The organism is Rhizobium sp. 862_C5_N1_2 (assembly GCF_051811205.1).
Classification (GTDB): domain Bacteria; phylum Pseudomonadota; class Alphaproteobacteria; order Rhizobiales; family Rhizobiaceae; genus Rhizobium; species Rhizobium leguminosarum.
Window position 1 is genome coordinate 536560 of record NZ_JBPWPT010000004.1, and the last position, 15991, is coordinate 552550.

A 15991-nucleotide genomic window follows, 5' to 3' on the forward strand; every position below is an offset into this window, starting at 1 on the left:
CATGGAGCGGCCGGCCCTCAGTGTCCTTATCAATAATTACAACTACGCTCGCTTCGTTGGGCGGGCGATAGACAGCGTGTTGAGCCAAGACGCGCGCAACGTCGAGATAATCGTCGTCGATGACGGCTCCACCGACCAGTCGCGGTCCGTCCTGGAAGCGTATGGCACCCGAGTGAAGCTGATCTTTCAGGAGAACGCAGGACAGGCCGCTGCGATCAATACCGCTGTGGGATCAAGCACGGGCGAGATCCTCTGTTTTCTGGATGCCGACGACTGGTGGGCGCCGAGCAAGCTGTCGGCGGCGGCTGCAGCGTTCCGCGCCAACCCTCAAGCATCGCTCGTCTATCACCGACTGCAGCCAACGCTTGTCGATGGCACGCCGACTTCCAAGCCGATCCCTCGAAGCCTGTGTTCGGGCGCTTTGTCGTCGCTGCTCACGAGATCGGCTGGTTGGTGGCCTTTTCCGATGACGTCAGCCATCGCGGTACGACGTAGCGCATGGAATGCTGCGGGCAGCATTCCCGAGCAATTCCGCATATCAGCCGACGCCTGGCTCGTGGGGATCTATCCGTTTCTGGGGGACGTTATTGCCATGCCGGATTCGCTTGGATTCTACCGCATCCACAATAACAACTGGTATCGCGCGACCGAGGATGCGACCACGCTAAGGAGGCGGATGACGCACTGGCAGCATACTGTTGAAGCGACGAACCTGTTTCTCTCAGCCCATGAACTGCCGGCAAGACTACATCTGACGGATCACTATCCCTATCGCATCGCGTCGGCAAAGCTGCAGGGAGCCGATGCACGCACCCGGTTCAAGCTTGCCGTCGAAGGCCTCTTCTTTGCCGGCGAACCGAACCTGCTCAGGCGGACGCGCGATAGTTTGCGCTCGGCGCGCGGCCTGTCACGGCTCGGTCTGGACGTCGGCTTGTCGGAGGCAGCGAAATGAAGGCGCTGCTATTGGTTTCCGAACTCGAAGACTATACCATCTCGTTTGCCAGCGGCGTTGCCCAACACCTAAACGTTGTGCTTGCCGTACCGCGCCGGCGGTATGCACATCTCGCCTCTTCCATCGATCCGGCTGTCGATCTGCACCTTCTGGACTGGCCGAGACACCGTTCTCCCTCCAATCCCTGGTTTCTGTACCAGCTTACACGTCTGATCCGGCGGGAACGGCCGAACCTCATTCATCTCCTCAGCAATTCTACACTTTGGCTGAACCTCGCCGTGCCGTTCTGGCACCCGATCCCGCTGGTGACGACCGTTCACGACGTGGAAATCCATCCCGGCGATTCCGATACGCGCACACTGCCCGGCTGGGCCCCCGAATTGATGGTGAAACAATCCGGACATCTTGTCGTCCACGGCGAGGGACTGAAGCGGCTGGTCCTCGATCGATATTCAAAATCGCCGGACTGTGTCCATGTTCTGTCGCATCCCTCCATCCTTCGCTATGCGGAGCTCGCCCGGCGACAGAAGATGGCGCCGCGCGAAGCGGATGGAACGATACGCGTCCTGCTCTTCGGACGGATTTTTGCCTACAAGGGCCTGGAACATCTGGTCCGGGCCGAGGCGATGCTCAAGGACGTACTTCCCAACCTGCGCATCACGGTCGCAGGCCGTGGCGACAATCCGATGATCTTCAAGCCGCTGATGGGGGATGCCGGCCGCTACGATATTCGCAATCGTTTTATCGAGGATACAGAGGTCGCCCAGCTTTTCCTGGACACCGACATCGTCGTGCTTCCCTATACGGAAGCATCCCAAAGCGGTGTGCTCAACCTTGCCGCTGCATTTGGCAAACCGGTCATCGTGACGGATGTCGGCGAGTTGCGGGGCACCGTTCAGCCCAATGGGTTGGGAATGGTGGTCCCTCCCGGAGATGCCAAAGAGCTCGCCGCAGCTATCAGGACATTGGCAGACAATAGCGAGCTTAGAAACAATTTCGGTGCCAATGCGCTCGAATGGGCACAAGGACCGAATTCGCCTGAACGGGTCGGCGCCCAGGCCGCGGCCGTTTATCGGGAGGTGGTCGGGTCATGCTGATGGAGGCCCTCACGGACAGGAGTCGAATGGCAGCACGGAGCGCGGCTAGCGTCCGCCACTATGTTGCGGGCGGCCGCGAGAACGGCGGCGGCATTGGCAGGCTGGTCGGCTATATAACAGAGACAGCGAAAGAGACCGGCGCGAAACACTTCGTCACCGATACCAGAGGGGCTCGGTGGTCCAAGGTGACGTCACCCGCACGCATGCTCAGCGCCATCCTGATGATGGCAAAGGACCGGATTGTTGCGCCAGCCCGCATTCACCATTTCCATATCGCTGGCCGCGGCAGCACCTCCCGAAAACTGATCCTGACCGAGGCTGCCCGTTTGTTCGGGTGCTGCCACATATTACACCTGCACGACTACGACTACGCCGGCGACTTTGAGAAACGCTCGCCGCGCCGACAACGGCTCATACGTCGGATGTTTCAGAATGCCGATTGCGTTGTGGCGCTCGGCCGGCGCGATCGCATGACGCTGACGACACTTTTGGGCGTTGACGAGCGCCGCACGGTCGTTGCCCATAATTGCGTCCCCGATCCCGGGGCGCACAATATTCGCGTCGGTCAGACACCGTTGATCGTATTCCTTGGCCGGTTGAGCGAACGCAAGGGGGTCACGGAGCTTCTGTTGGCCCTGAGCCACCCGGTCATGAAAGAACTCCAGTGGCGGGCTGTGCTGGCCGGCGACGGACCTGTCGAGGATTATCGCCGTCAGGCTGACGCCATGGCGCTTTCAAATCAGGTAGAGATGCCCGGCTGGCTTGACGCCAGTGAGGCGCGGGCCCTGTGTGCACGAGCAGATATCCTGGTCTTGCCTTCGCACGCCGAAGGTCTGGCAATGGCTGTGCTCGAAGGGCTGTCCCACGGCCTCGCCGTCGTTACCACGCGTGTTGGGGCGCATGACGAAGTCCTTACCGACGGTGAAACCGGCATCTTCGTCCCAGTCGGAGACCAGGATGCCCTGGCTGCAGCCCTGGCGAAGCTGGTGTCCGATCCAGAAATCTGCATCCGCCTCTCGGTCCAGGGGCGCGCACATTATCTCAACCATTTCAGCATGTGGGCCTATATGCGGTCGCTCGAGAAACTTTACGAAACCGTTTCCGCGAAACCTCAAGCAATGGTTGGCGCACGATGACGATTTCCACTGTTCCGCCGGACCGCAACCTTCCGATCTCACAGATGCGCTACGATCCTCGCTTTCAGGTGGAGACCAAGGCGGACAACTTCGACCTGGCATCCGTCTTCCGTCTCGTCCGGCGAAGAATGATCATGATCATCGCGATAACCGTTCTGTTCATGGCGCCCGCGGCGATTATGATCTTTGGGTTGGAGCCCACCTACCAGGGCTGGGCCCGGTTAATTGTCCACCAGCCCCTCGCAACATCACTTGATGCGGACGATGCCAGCCACAGTGATCTGCTTGACGCGAAATCGGAGACTGAACGGCTTCGATCCAGAAGCATCGCAGAGCGTGTTGTCCGCGAGCTGCATCTTGAAGTGCGGGAGGAATTCAATCCTGCGCTGCGGGAGATCTCGTTCATTGAAAGGGTCCGGGCCACGTTGCGCGGCCTGTTCGACACAAAAAAAACCACTCCGCCTGATCGGGACAACATCAACGCCATCATCCCGGAATATTTTAGGGCGCTCGGCGTGTGGCATGAAGATAAGAGTGACGTTGTCCAGATCAGCTTCAATTCGACTGATCCTCTACTCGCAGCCGCGGTTCCGAACCGGATCATCAGCATTTACCTCGATGAACGGAAGGGCAGTGTCGATGCCCGCCTGGAGACAGCGGGAGAATGGATCCGACAGCGCATCACCGAACAGCAGGCTCGCGCGGACATTTCTCGCGACGCTGCCCGCAACTACCAAGAATCGATGGACGTCGTCTCGAAAGAGGACGCTCAGGAGGAACGGATCAAGTCATTTCTAGAGCTCACTGGCCGGGAAGGGAAAATCGAAGAAAGCCGCGTTGAGGTAGAGGGGGTGATATCGGCGCTGGAAGCAGCGGATAAAGCTTCGGTCGTCGCACAGAATATCGTCGTCCCCGATAGCATTGCCATAAAGCAACGCGATCTTCGCGGACAGGAGCAGGATCTCGCCCGTCTTCTTGAGACATATGACGGCAATGCCGAGGCCGTGGTGGATTTACGTGGCGAGATCGAAAAATCCCGTGCCGATCTCGACCTTGCGACCAAGCAATATCTCCAGACAATGCGCGCGAAGCTCACCGCACTTGATCATGAAGCTGAAGGAGTACAATCCCGGTTGGTTGTTGCTCAAGAAAAACGCATACGCGATGCGCTGGTGCAGACGGAGTTGTCGCGACTGCAGAAAATCGCCGAAAAGGAACAAACGGCACTCGACAAGCTTGAGAACCAGCGCCGTGACCTCGCCGCGAAGGCCATGCTGCCGGGGGCGGAATTGGAAGTTTTATCACCGGCTACAGTGCCGCTCGCGCCGCAGGGACGTGGACGGCTTTTCTATCTGGTGGGTGCCCTCCTGGCTGCAATCTCGGGTGCCGTAACGGCTGCTTTCGTGATCGAAATGTCGGATCGGACGGTCCGGAGTTTCGACCAAGTAACTGCAATGGCGCGCACGATACCGGCTGGACTTATCCCGCGTCTGGCGCGGTGGGAAAATTCGAAAACGATGTTCGAACATATGCCGGTCCCGATGTTTGACGAAGCAATCCGTACCGTGGTGCTTTCACTCAAGCAGTCCAATGGCGGCAAGTCGCCGAGCAGTATCGTCGTTACCTCGGCCCACAGCGGGGAAGGCAAGTCGCTTGTCGCGAGATCGCTGGCTATCGAACTTGCCGCCGCCGCAATTCCGGTGCTGCTGGTCGATGGCGACCTTCGGCGGGGAAAACTCGATTCGTTTTTCAGGTCGGGGTTAAAATACGGACTGAACGAATTCCTGAATGGTCAGGCCGATCTCCGCGACATCATCTACCGCCATCCATGCGGTATCGACTTCATTCCATCTGGAAGATTTAGTCTCCAGCGGCGCATCCGTTCGAACGGCCTGGCGGAAATCATCGAGATGGCGGGCGCGGCTGGCCAGATTGTCATCTTCGACAGCGCGCCTGTGCTCGCCTCGGCAGATACCGTGCATTTGACTGCCCTGGCGGAAAGAACACTGGCGGTCGTTAGATGGGGAAAGACGAGCCGCCGCGCGGTCGAGTTCAGCCTGCAGCAAATGAAAATCTCGAGAAATTCTGAAATCGTTGTCGCGATCAACAATGTAAATCCCGCAAGGCATGCGTTGTATAATTTCAGTGACTCGGAATTGTTTTCGAAATCACTGATGAAATACTACAGCTTAAAGGGAGCTAATACTTAAAATATAAAGCACTAAACTCTCATTTGTGTGATATTGTACGAAATATACAGCATCATCCGCTTCTGCATTGGTATTCGAGTTGGAGGGCAATCATGGATACGGGAATGACAAAGAACCGAAAAGTCGCGCTGATTACGGGTATAACAGGTCAGGACGGTGCGTATTTGGCCGAATTGCTCCTGGAGAAGGGCTATATTGTTCACGGCCTCAAGCGACGCTCATCATCCTTCAACACCAGTCGCATCGAGCATCTATATGAGGATCCCCATGTCGAGAATCCTCGCTTTATTTTGCATTTCGGGGACATGACTGATTCGACGAATCTCATCCGTGTCGTTCAGGAAACGCAGCCGGACGAGGTCTATAATCTTGCCGCACAGAGCCACGTTCAAGTCTCTTTCGAGACACCGGAATATACTGCTAACGCAGATGGAACCGGGACCCTTCGGCTGCTTGAAGCAATTCGCCTCCTTGGGCTGACCAGGAAGACCCGCTTCTATCAAGCGTCCACCTCCGAGCTCTACGGCAAAGTCCAGGAAGTCCCGCAGAGCGAAACGACCCCGTTCTACCCTCGATCACCCTACGCGGTGGCCAAGCTTTATGCCTATTGGATAGTGGTCAATTATCGCGAGGCATATGGCATGCACGCCTCGAACGGCATTTTGTTCAATCATGAAAGCCCGATCCGCGGCGAAACCTTCGTGACGCGTAAAATCACCCGGGCTGCGGCGGCGATCCATCTTGGGCTGCAGGAAAGGCTCTATCTCGGCAATTTGGATGCCAAGCGCGACTGGGGACATGCACGAGAATATGTCCGCGGCATGTGGCTGATGCTGCAACAGGACGAACCGGAGGACTATGTCCTTGCGACCGGCGAAACGCACTCGGTTCGTTCCTTTGTCGACAAGGCCTTTGCCAAGGTGGGCATGCCGATTGATTGGCGTGGGAACGGGGTTGAGGAAAAGGGATACGATAAGACATCCGGTCAGTGTGTGGTGGAGATCGATCCAGCTTACTTCCGTCCGACCGAAGTTGATCTTCTGATTGGCGATCCGACGAAGGCGCACACGAAGCTTGGCTGGAAACATGAGACCAGTCTTGATCAACTGGTTACGGAGATGGTTCGCGAGGATCTGAAGGTCATGGCACGAAACGTGCCGTCGGTAGGCGTAACCAAAGGTTTTGCCTATGCCTGAGGTGATCTATAGCCTTGGCGGAAAAAGGGTCTATGTCGCGGGCCACCGCGGCATGGTGGGCTCTGCGATCGTGCGGCGTCTCGCTTCCGAGGGCTGCGAGATTTTGACGGCCACCCGCGCCGAGGTCGATCTCAGACGGCAGGACCAGGTTGAGGCCTGGATGAACGAGAATCGTCCGGACGCTGTCTTCCTGGCTGCTGCGAGGGTCGGCGGTATTCTGGCGAACGCTACCTATCCGGCCGACTTCCTTTACGACAACTTGATTCTCCAAGCGAACGTCATCCACGCAGCCCATAGAGCTCACGTCGAAAAACTGATGTTTCTGGGCTCGTCCTGCATCTATCCGAAATTCGCCGATCAGCCGATCGTTGAGGACTCACTCCTGACTGGATCGCTTGAACCCACGAATGAATGGTATGCGGTTGCCAAGATTGCCGGATTAAAGCTCTGCGAAGCTTATCGCAAACAGCACGGTAGAGATTTCATCTCGGCCATGCCTACCAATCTTTACGGTCCAGGGGATAATTTTGACCTCGGGTCAAGCCATGTCATGCCGGCGTTGATACGCAAGGCGCATGAGGCCAAGATCAACCAGCAGCAAGAGATATGCATCTGGGGTACTGGCACGCCGCGGCGCGAATTCCTGCATGTTGACGATTGCGCCGACGCCTGCCTGCATCTCATGAAGACCTATTCCGCCGAAAGTCATGTGAACGTAGGTTCGGGCGAAGACATTACCATCCTGGATTTGGGATACCTCGTCTCCAAGGTCGTTGGTTTCGAAGGCAAGATCACGCGCGACCTGACCAAGCCAGATGGCACGCCACGTAAACTCTTGAGCGTCGACAAGCTTCGCACGCTCGGCTGGTCTCCTAAGATCGGTCTGAAGGAGGGTATCGCGGACGCTTACCGCTCCTTCCTTGATGGGCATTATCTCGAACGCAGCAACAGGCTATGTCCGGCGACTTGATCGGTCAAAGCGGCATCAGGTTTGAGAGAGCCAAAACTTCGGCGCTGCACGCGCCCACTCTCTCTACAGTCGCACATCATCCCTCGCGCACAGCGAATTTGCGCGAGGAATAATAAGGTTTTGTCTCGGGGGGGACGCACATGCTGGGGGGAGCAAATAATGCAACCAGTAGAAATTAGGATTGCAGCGTTAATTTTCCTAATAACCGTGTGGGCGATGATTATCAGGGCGGCGATGGATTTTTTCCCGGTCGAGATGCCGATACCGCTTGTCGCGCTCTTGCACGGATAGTCCAGTCGGATGGCTCCGCGAGATTACCTTCGGCTGGCTGTCGAACGACAATCGCTGCAGTAAAGTCGGCAGGCTTGGCCGCACCGCGTTCGAAGCGCGTGGCCACTCTTTCCTGAAGCAGGGCGTTCAGTTCTTCCTCGCCGATCTTTGGCGCCGGTGGGTTTTCGACGAGGCGGTGAAACTCTCGATCGCTGAGCGATCTTGAAGGACAATATCGGAGGCTGAAAAAAGTATTACTTTTTGACCCCGTGACTTGGTTTTGCGGCGCTCTGAGACTAACTACATCCAGCCATCATCGTTGAAACGTCCGCAAGCGATCTTTTAACGCGGACCTGAACAGTGGTCCAGAATAGGTTTTCGAAAGGATGTATCATGAAAGTCTCCGGCGATCTTCTCATCGGCGGCGCGGTTCTGCGGGGCGGCGCAGCCAGCTTTTCCGCCACCAATCCCGCCAGCGGCTCACCTATGGAGCCGAGCTTTGCGGGAGCGACAAAAGATCAGGTGGCGCAAGCCACGGCTATCGCCTGGGATGCTTTTCCCATTTATCGGGAGACACCGCTGGAGAAGCGCGCGCTTTTCCTGGAGGCGATTGCAGAGAACATTTTCGAACTCGGTGACGATCTGATCCTGAGAGCGATGGACGAAACCGGCCTGCCGCGCGGGCGTCTCGAAGGCGAACGAACGAGAACCGTCGGCCAGCTTCGCCTGTTCGCCAAAGAGGTACGCGAAGGTGCATTCCAAGAACTCCGGTTCGATCCGGCCGATCCCGATCGGAAGCCTGCACCCAAGCCTGATCTTCGTCTTCGCAACGTGGCTCTCGGGCCTGTGGCGGTGTTTGGCGCTTCGAATTTCCCTCTTGCTTTCTCCGTCGCAGGAGGCGATACGGCCTCCGCTCTTGCGGCCGGTTGTCCGGTCATCGTGAAGGCTCATTCCGCCCACCCCGGAACGTCGGCGCTTGTCGGCAGCGCCGTCCAGCAGGCGGTCGCAGCAAGCGGCCTGCCGGCAGGAACTTTCGCCTTACTGTTCGACGCTGGTTTTGAGGTTGGACAGATGCTTGTCGCCGATCATCGGATACGTGCAGTGGGCTTTACGGGCTCCTGGCGCGGCGGAACCGCACTGATGAAGATTGCGTCGGAGCGGAAGCAGCCAATTCCGGTCTACGCCGAAATGAGCAGCATCAATCCCGTCATCCTTTTCCCGAACGCCCTGCAGAACAACGCGGAAGCGATCGGGAAATCGTTCGCGTCCTCCTTGACCTTGGGAGCCGGTCAGTTCTGCACCAATCCAGGCCTCATCATCGCAATCGATGGCCCCGGCCTCGACGCGTTCATAAACGCTGCCTCCGCAGCTCTTCAGGAATCTCCGGCTCAAACGATGCTGACCGGGGGGATATGCGAGGCCTATCGGAAGGGTGTCGCCAGACTGTCGGCGTCGTCTTCCGTATCGCAGTTGGCGACGGGAAAGCAGGGAACGCCGCAACAGGCAGTGGCAGCCCTCTTTGAAACGACCTCGGCATCCTTCCTGTCAGAGCCCGAGCTTCAGGAGGAGATATTCGGCGCAGCAGGATTGATCGTGCGTTGCCGGGATGAAGCAGATCTGCGCCAGGTCGTGAACGCTTTGGAAGGTCAATTGACGATTGCCCTGCACGTCCACCAAGACGACTTGTCGAATGCTGCGGAAATGCTTTCCCAGTTGGAGCTCCTGGCCGGTCGTCTCCTCGTGAACGGGTTCGGCACCGGCGTCGAGGTTTCTCCGGCGATGGTGCACGGCGGGCCGTACCCGGCAACGTCCGACGGTCGGTCGACTTCAGTCGGCACGCTGGCAATCTATCGGTTTTTGCGACCGGTTTCCTACCAGGACTTTCCACCTGAGTTGCTTCCGGCGCCACTTCAGAGCAGGTAGCTCCCAGCATCCGCGTTCTTACCAGCAACCTATCTCGTGAGGGAAACGAGGGGGCGACCTTTCGAGGAGCACCCTCCCACCCCGCGCGCGACCAACGCTGCGGACATGGGTGGTTGGCCGAAGATGCCCGTCCGGACCTCACCGCGAGTGGAACTGGTCGCCGGTTTGGACGGGGCCGACTTGCGCCAAAAGATCCTACTCCTCCGGCCGAGCCAGCACGAAATCGTGCTCTACCTGCCAGAACTCACCCAGGAAACCGAGCTCGTTGGCGCGTACCGGATCCTCAACCTGCTGGAACTTGGCAAGCAAGCTCTCCTTCACACCGAAGACGGCGTCAGAATGGATATACGGGTCGTCCGGATCAAAGATGTGTGTCGTGAGCGTCTCGAAGCCGTGGGCCTTGATGATGTAGTGCAGGTGAGCAGGCCTGTAGGGGTGGCGACCGAGCGCACCGAGCAGCTTGCCAACCGGTCCATCGTCCGGGATCGGGTAATACTTAGGCTTGACCGCGCGAAACCAGTAACGGCCGTCCGCGCCGGTGCGAAAGACGCCGCGGAGGTTGAAGTCTGGTTGGATCCCCTTCTGCTGCACGTCGTAGAAGCCTTCGTCGTTGGCCTGCCAGACGTCGATCACAGCGTTGGCAATCGGCCTGCCATCAGTGCCGAGGATGTGGCCGCCGATGACCATGTCCTCGCCCTTCTGATCGAGGCAGATGTTGGCGCCCATCGGCAGTTCCGGCGCGTCGGCAACGTGAAACGGGCCAAGAACAGTGCTTTCGGAAGCCCCTGAGGGCTTGCGGTTATTGATGGCGTCGACCAGCATCGACACGCCGAGCACGTCCGACAGCAGGATAAATTCCTGTCGCCATTCGTTGCATGTGTGCCCTGTGCGGGTGAGAAAAAGGATTGCCTCCATCCATTCCTCCTGCGTCGGCTCAAGCTCCTTTACCGCCTCGTGCAGCTTACGTGTTACGACCTCCATCACACGCTTCAGGCGCTGGTCTGTGGCGGTGGCGTTCCGGCTCGTCACCACCTCAACTGAGTTCTCCTCTGTGAAGAAACCCTTTTCATGTGCGTCAATCATGGCCTCATTTCCCTAAAACGGTGGTCAGCACGCGCCGCAGTTCGGCTGACGGATCGTCGACGATCGCCTCGCTTCGCCAGGCGATATGATGGTCGGGACGCACGAGCAGGACGCCGCTGTCGCGGATTTCGCGCATATTCGCCCAGTCGCCGGTAAAGTCCTGCCAGGGCTGACGCGGACCGATCAGGTGTGCGGCTATATCGATGCCCCGTTCCTTCCCCAGGGTTCGGGCGGCCTCGATCCAGCCCTGCCCGCCGATGCCGGTGAGCACCGTGAACTTGCCGTGTCCGGCAAGGTCGAGCGTCGACAGCTTTTCACCTGTCGCGGAATAAACCCAGGCATGTGGAAGCCTTGCACCCGGCCAACTCGTCTGCTGGCAGTGCAGCTCCGGGTCTCTGGCGAACGCCGGCTCCGCCTGCCCATCCGTTACGATCGCCCGGGATCGATAGCGCTGGTTCATCTCGACGCCGTGGCAATCGAACTCATAGACTTTGTCGGCGATCGCCTTGCGGATGGCGGCGCGCTGTTCTTCAGCAGCAACCGTGTTGTTGCAGCGAGCATCCATGTTCTGCTGCATCTTAACCGGATCGATCGAATCAAGCAGGCCGAGCGCCTTGAAGATCGGCCCGAATTCTTCGATCGACTTGTTGGCGCGGGTGACGATCTGCTTGGCGACAGGCGCTCGCTCGTCCTGATAGCTATCGAGAAGTTTCTGGTCAGCGGCGCCCTTGAGGACGAAAGCCAGCTTCCATGCCAGGTTGAATGCATCCTGGATCGAGGTGTTCGAGCCGAGCCCGTTTGACGGCGGATGGCGATGGGTGGCGTCGCCCATGCAGAAGACGCGGCCGTTCGACATTGACGTGGCATACATGTTGTTGACGGTCCAGGTCGAGACCGACTTGATCGTCATATCGAGATCGGGATCGCCGACCAGGTCGCGCACGACTTTCTTCGCATGCGCTTCATCCACCGAAGGGGCCGGCTGATTGATGTCGTAACCCCAGACGATCAGCCACTCGTTCCACGGCCTTACCATGCGCACCAGACCCATGCCGATGCCGCCGACATCGGCGCCCGGCTGCAGCACCCAGTAAAGCACCGAGGGTCGATGGGCGACCAGTCGCGACAGATCGGCCTCAAACAGAATGTTCATCGAACCGGCGACGCCCATCTTGCCTTCGAATGTCAGGCCCGCATGTTCCGCAACCCTGGAATTGCCGCCATCGGCGCCAACCAGATATTTCGAGCGGACGGTGAACTCCTTGCCGGTCAGCCGGTCGAGACAGGTCGTCGTAACCCCGTCTTCATCCTGTACATTGCTTAGATATTCCGTCGACATGCGCGATTGGCTGCCGCGCGAACAGGCCGTCTTGTAGAGGAGCGGCTCCATGAAGGTCTGCGGCAGGTCATTCATAAGGGTCGGCGACGACAGCTGGTGCTCGGCGCGTGACAGCGGATGTTTGCCCCAGCTCTTCATCCGGCCGATCTCCTCGCCGGTGAGCGAGGTGCAGAAGACGTTCTCACCCATCAGGTCCTGCTCGGCCGCGAACATATAGGCCTCATCCTCCACGTCGCGGCCGAGATCGCGCAGCACCTCCATGGTGCGCTGGTTGGTGATGTGGGCGCGCGGCGTGCTGGCGAGCCAGCGGTAGCGGTTGATCACCAGGTTCTCGACCCCGTAGGACGAGAGCAGGGCAGCGCTGGCGGAGCCTGCTGGGCCGGTGCCGATGATGAGTACGTCGGTGGTAATGTCAGCCATGAGGCCCTCCCCTATGCGTGAGATTGAGCGGCCCGCCCTTCAGGACGCGGCGAACGGGGAAAAGCTGGATGCCGGTGCGTTCTGAGAACAGTCCCCAAAGGCCGCGCGGCGCAAACAGCATGATGGCGATGCCGAGAAGACCCAGCATCAGCAGGTACCAGGAGCCGTAATCGGCCAGGAGGTTCTGCAGCAGAAAAAAGATGATGACGCCGAGGATCGGTCCCTCGATCGTGCCGATGCCGCCGATCACGACGATGAAGATGACATAGGCGGTCCAGTCGGTGACCGAGAAGGCCGCATCCGGCGAAATCCGCGCCTTCTGCACATAGATCAGCGCCCCGGCAATGCCTGTCATGAAGGCGGTGGCGAGATAGACCAGCGTCTTCATCCGCCGCGCATCGACGCCGACGGCGCGGGCCGCCTGCTCGTTGTCGCGCACGGCGGCGAGACCAAGGCCCTGCTTGCTGCGCAGCAGCCCATAGATGAAGCCGATGGTCGCGACGACGAGGATCAGCGCCAGCCAGTAAGTCAGTGCATCGCCTGCCTGCGAGGCCTTCATGCCGAAGACATCGCGCATTGCGCCGACGCCCATCATGTCGCGGGTCGCATCCCGCGGCAACGAGGTGCCCGTGCCGCCGCCGAGCGCTTTCCACTGGGCCAGCAGCAACCGCACGACCTCGGCCACCACCCAGGTGCCTATGGCGAAATAGGGACCGTAAAGCCGAAAGGTGAAGAAGGCTGTGGGAATGGCAAGGGCGACCGAGAACAGCCCGGCAATCAGGATTGCAACGACCGGATCGATGCCGAACAGGATGACGCAGCCGAACATCGTATAGGCGCCGAAGCCGACGAAGACCTGCTGGCCGACCGAGATCAGCCCGGCATAACCGGCAAGCAGGTTCCAGTTCTGCGCCAAGACCAGCATGGTGAGGATGAAGAACAAGTCCTGGATGGCGCCGCGCGAGACGATGAAGGGTGCGGCGAAGGCAAGCAGCAAAAGGGCAATGATCGCCGCGGCGGACAATGTCGATGCCCTGGTGCGCGTCTCGACGGTGAAGGAGGGAATGGCCATGGTCATTGATGCACCTCAATCCACCGCGCGCGGGAAAAGGCCGCGCGGCTTGAACAGGAGAATGGCGAGGAATGCCAGATGGCCGGCAAGGATCTGCCATTCCGGATTGATCGCAGCGCCCAGCGTCTGGGCAACGCCGAGAATGATGCCGCCGGCGAGCGTGCCCCAGAGCGAGCCAAGCCCGCCGATGATCACCGCCTCGAAGGCATAGATCAGCCGCGCCGGTCCTGATGTCGGATCGAAATTTGCTCGCGTCCCGAGGTAGAGAGCCGCGATCGTCACCACGACCATGGCAAGTCCCGTCGCCATGGCGAAGATACGTTGCGGCCGGATGCCCATCAGCCCTGCTGTCACCGGATCGTCCGAGGTTGCCCGGAAGGCGCGGCCGACGGACGTGCGATAGATCAGCTGGTTGAGACAGACGATGACGGCGACTGCCGAAAAGAAGGTCATCAGCGGCATGATGCCGGCGGTGACGGGGCCCAAATTCACGGAGGCGCTTTCGAGGCTGCCGGCAAAGACGCGGCGGCTATCGGCGGAAAAACCTTCGAGCAAGCCGTTCTGGATGACGATCGACAGGCCGAAGGTGACGAGCAGCGGCGGCAGGATATCCTTGCCGAGCGTGCGGTTGAGCAGGAAATATTGCAGGCCCCAACCGATGGCGAACATCAGCGGCATCGCTATCAGGGCGGCAACAAACGGGTCGAGCCCGAGTGTCGTCACCAGCACCAGGATCAGGAAGGCGGCAAGCACGATCAGGTCGCCGTGGGCGAGGTTGACCAGCCGCATAATGCCGAAGACGAGACTGAGCCCCGCTGCAAACAGCCCATAGAGCCCGCCGAGCAGCACGCCCTGGAGAATGGTATCAAGCCAGTTCATGGTGATCCGTCCCGAAATAGGCCTTGTGGATGTCGTTGCGGCTAAGATCGGCGGCGCGGCCGAAGAGCGTCACCCGCCCTTCCATCATGCAGTAGACGCGGTCGGCCACCTTCAGCGCCTGGGCGATGTCCTGCTCGACGATGACGATCGAAGCGCCGGTCTCGCGGATTCGTGGAAAGGCGGCGTAGATATCGCGGACCACGACAGGCGCCAGACCGAGGCTGATCTCGTCGCAGAGCAGCACCGCCGGATTGGACATCAGCCCGCGGCCGATCGCCACCATCTGCTGCTGCCCGCCGGAAAGTGCTGTGGCCGGATTGTCGCGCCGCTCCTTGAGGACCGGGAACAGCGAAAAGACGCTTTCGAGCGTCCACGGCCCATCGACCTTGCGGCCATAATTGCCGATCAGCAGGTTCTCCTCGACACTCAGCGATGGAAAGAGCTTTCGCCCTTCCGGCACCATGGCAATGCCGCGCGCCAGAATGTCAGGCGCCGGCAGCGCGCCGATCGGCTCGTCGCGGTAAAGGATCGACGAAGCCGCATTGGCGAGCACGCCCGAGATCGAGCGCATCAGCGTCGTCTTGCCGGCGCCGTTGGCGCCGATGATGGCGATGGTTTCGCCGGCGCCGACCGTAATATCGACACCGAACAGCGCCTGGAAATCACCGTAGGAGGCAGTCAAGCCTCTGGTTTCGAGCAGCGCCATCAGACCTCGATCCCCAGATAGATTTCGCGCACATCGCGCGAGGCCATGATGTCCTGCGGCTTGCCGATGCCGATGACCCTGCCGAAGTGCAGCACCAGCAGCCGCTCGACGACGGAATTCAGCGCGTGCAGCACATGCTCGATCCAGATGACCGCAACGCCGCGCGCATGAATGGCGCGGATCGTGGCAACCAACGACCGGCATTCGCCCTCGGTCAGTCCGCCGGCGATTTCATCGAGCAGCAGCAGCTTCGGTTCCGTCGCCAGCGCGCGCGCCAGTTCCAGCCGCTTGCGCTGTAGCAGCGACAGGCCTCCGGCCAGCACATTCGCCTTGTCGATCAGCCCTGTATCCACCAGGATTTCGGCGCAACGGTCCGACACCTCGGCCTCGCGCCGCCGCGAGCCGAAAGCGCCGGCGACCAGGAGGTTTTCAAAGACCGTCAGCTTCTCGAACGGCTGCGGGATCTGGAAGGTGCGGCCCATTCCCGACAGGCAGCGCGCCATCGGCGGCGTGCGCGTCACATCGCTGCCGAGAAAGCGGATGCTGCCGCTATCGGCGGCGATATTGCCGGTGATCAGATTGAAGAGCGTCGACTTGCCGGCGCCGTTCGGCCCGATAATCCCCAGCGCCTCGCCTTCGCCGACGGCAAAGGAAATCTGCTCGGCCACGGTCAACGCTCCGAATTTCTTCGAGACACCATCGAGTTCGAGAATTGCCAAACCCATTCCTCCCAGAACA

At 59.6% G+C, this 15991-nt stretch carries 12 protein-coding genes and 1 pseudogene; 7 read left to right on the top strand and 6 right to left on the bottom strand.

Annotation, left to right across the window (positions count from 1 at the left end):
- The first annotated feature begins 1 nt into the window (after position 1).
- From ACD590_RS35255 to ACD590_RS35285, 7 genes and pseudogenes are all read left to right on the top strand, one after another.
- Positions 2 to 952 (top strand): glycosyltransferase family 2 protein, encoded by a 951-nt coding sequence (locus tag ACD590_RS35255; protein WP_439004387.1) that lies wholly within the window; start codon positions 2 to 4, stop codon positions 950 to 952.
- A complete protein-coding gene (locus ACD590_RS35260) occupies positions 949 to 2049 on the top strand; it encodes a glycosyltransferase family 4 protein (RefSeq protein WP_439004388.1) in 1101 nt (366 codons plus the stop codon). The genes ACD590_RS35255 and ACD590_RS35260 overlap by 4 nt, the downstream gene beginning before the upstream one ends.
- Positions 2043 to 3185 (top strand): glycosyltransferase family 4 protein, encoded by a 1143-nt coding sequence (locus tag ACD590_RS35265; protein ID WP_439004389.1) that lies wholly within the window; start codon positions 2043 to 2045, stop codon positions 3183 to 3185. The genes ACD590_RS35260 and ACD590_RS35265 overlap by 7 nt, the downstream gene beginning before the upstream one ends.
- Positions 3182 to 5395 carry a GumC family protein gene (locus ACD590_RS35270; RefSeq protein ID WP_439004390.1) on the top strand — a complete coding sequence of 738 codons (2214 nt, stop codon included), beginning with the start codon at positions 3182 to 3184 and terminating at the stop codon, positions 5393 to 5395. The genes ACD590_RS35265 and ACD590_RS35270 overlap by 4 nt, the downstream gene beginning before the upstream one ends.
- 92 nt (positions 5396 to 5487) lie before the next feature.
- Positions 5488 to 6591, top strand: a complete 1104-nt coding sequence (gene gmd / locus ACD590_RS35275; RefSeq protein WP_018247097.1) for a GDP-mannose 4,6-dehydratase — start codon at positions 5488 to 5490, stop codon at positions 6589 to 6591.
- A pseudogene (gene fcl / locus ACD590_RS35280) lies at positions 6584 to 7674 on the top strand (GDP-L-fucose synthase). Before gmd ends, fcl begins: the two are co-directional and overlap by 8 nt.
- Positions 7675 to 8224: 550 nt before the next feature.
- On the top strand, positions 8225 to 9754 hold the full coding sequence (locus tag ACD590_RS35285; protein WP_439004391.1) for an aldehyde dehydrogenase (NADP(+)): 1530 nt from the start codon (positions 8225 to 8227) through the stop codon (positions 9752 to 9754).
- Between the two features lie 195 nt (positions 9755 to 9949).
- On the opposite strand, the gene ACD590_RS35290 is transcribed toward ACD590_RS35285, so the two are convergent.
- The 6 genes from ACD590_RS35290 to ACD590_RS35315 are packed head-to-tail and all read right to left on the bottom strand — an operon-like array spanning position 9950 to position 15972.
- Entirely contained in the window at positions 9950 to 10834 is an 885-nt protein-coding gene (locus ACD590_RS35290) for an intradiol ring-cleavage dioxygenase (protein ID WP_439004406.1), read from the bottom strand.
- Between the two features lie 7 nt (positions 10835 to 10841).
- Complete coding sequence (locus tag ACD590_RS35295; RefSeq protein WP_222284253.1) at positions 10842 to 12596, bottom strand: FAD-dependent oxidoreductase; 1755 nt, start codon at positions 12594 to 12596, stop codon at positions 10842 to 10844.
- A complete protein-coding gene (locus tag ACD590_RS35300; RefSeq protein WP_439004392.1) occupies positions 12589 to 13674 on the bottom strand; it encodes a branched-chain amino acid ABC transporter permease in 1086 nt (361 codons plus the stop codon). Before ACD590_RS35300 ends, ACD590_RS35295 begins: the two co-directional genes overlap by 8 nt.
- 9 nt (positions 13675 to 13683) lie before the next feature.
- A complete protein-coding gene (locus tag ACD590_RS35305; protein ID WP_168319819.1) occupies positions 13684 to 14547 on the bottom strand; it encodes a branched-chain amino acid ABC transporter permease in 864 nt (287 codons plus the stop codon).
- On the bottom strand, positions 14534 to 15253 hold the full coding sequence (locus tag ACD590_RS35310; RefSeq protein ID WP_047622217.1) for an ABC transporter ATP-binding protein: 720 nt from the start codon (positions 15251 to 15253) through the stop codon (positions 14534 to 14536). The genes ACD590_RS35305 and ACD590_RS35310 overlap by 14 nt, the downstream gene beginning before the upstream one ends.
- Positions 15253 to 15972: an ABC transporter ATP-binding protein gene (locus ACD590_RS35315; protein WP_334545412.1), complete on the bottom strand. Its 720-nt coding sequence runs from the start codon at positions 15970 to 15972 to the stop codon at positions 15253 to 15255. Before ACD590_RS35315 ends, ACD590_RS35310 begins: the two co-directional genes overlap by 1 nt.
- Positions 15973 to 15991: the final 19 nt, after the last annotated feature.

Excerpts from the sequence above, each read along its gene's own strand:
- ACD590_RS35305 (WP_168319819.1), bottom strand. The coding sequence starts at position 14,547 with ATGAACTGGCTTGATACCATTCTCCAGGGCGTGCTGCTCGGCGGGCTC.
- ACD590_RS35300 (WP_439004392.1), bottom strand. The coding sequence starts at position 13,674 with ATGACCATGGCCATTCCCTCCTTCACCGTCGAGACGCGCACCAGGGCA.
- ACD590_RS35270 (WP_439004390.1), top strand. The coding sequence starts at position 3,182 with ATGACGATTTCCACTGTTCCGCCGGACCGCAACCTTCCGATCTCACAG.
- ACD590_RS35295 (WP_222284253.1), bottom strand. The coding sequence starts at position 12,596 with ATGGCTGACATTACCACCGACGTACTCATCATCGGCACCGGCCCAGCA.
- ACD590_RS35310 (WP_047622217.1), bottom strand. The coding sequence starts at position 15,253 with ATGGCGCTGCTCGAAACCAGAGGCTTGACTGCCTCCTACGGTGATTTC.
- ACD590_RS35285 (WP_439004391.1), top strand. The coding sequence starts at position 8,225 with ATGAAAGTCTCCGGCGATCTTCTCATCGGCGGCGCGGTTCTGCGGGGC.
- ACD590_RS35255 (WP_439004387.1), top strand. The coding sequence starts at position 2 with ATGGAGCGGCCGGCCCTCAGTGTCCTTATCAATAATTACAACTACGCT.
- gmd (WP_018247097.1), top strand. The coding sequence starts at position 5,488 with ATGGATACGGGAATGACAAAGAACCGAAAAGTCGCGCTGATTACGGGT.
- ACD590_RS35265 (WP_439004389.1), top strand. The coding sequence starts at position 2,043 with ATGCTGATGGAGGCCCTCACGGACAGGAGTCGAATGGCAGCACGGAGC.
- ACD590_RS35260 (WP_439004388.1), top strand. The coding sequence starts at position 949 with ATGAAGGCGCTGCTATTGGTTTCCGAACTCGAAGACTATACCATCTCG.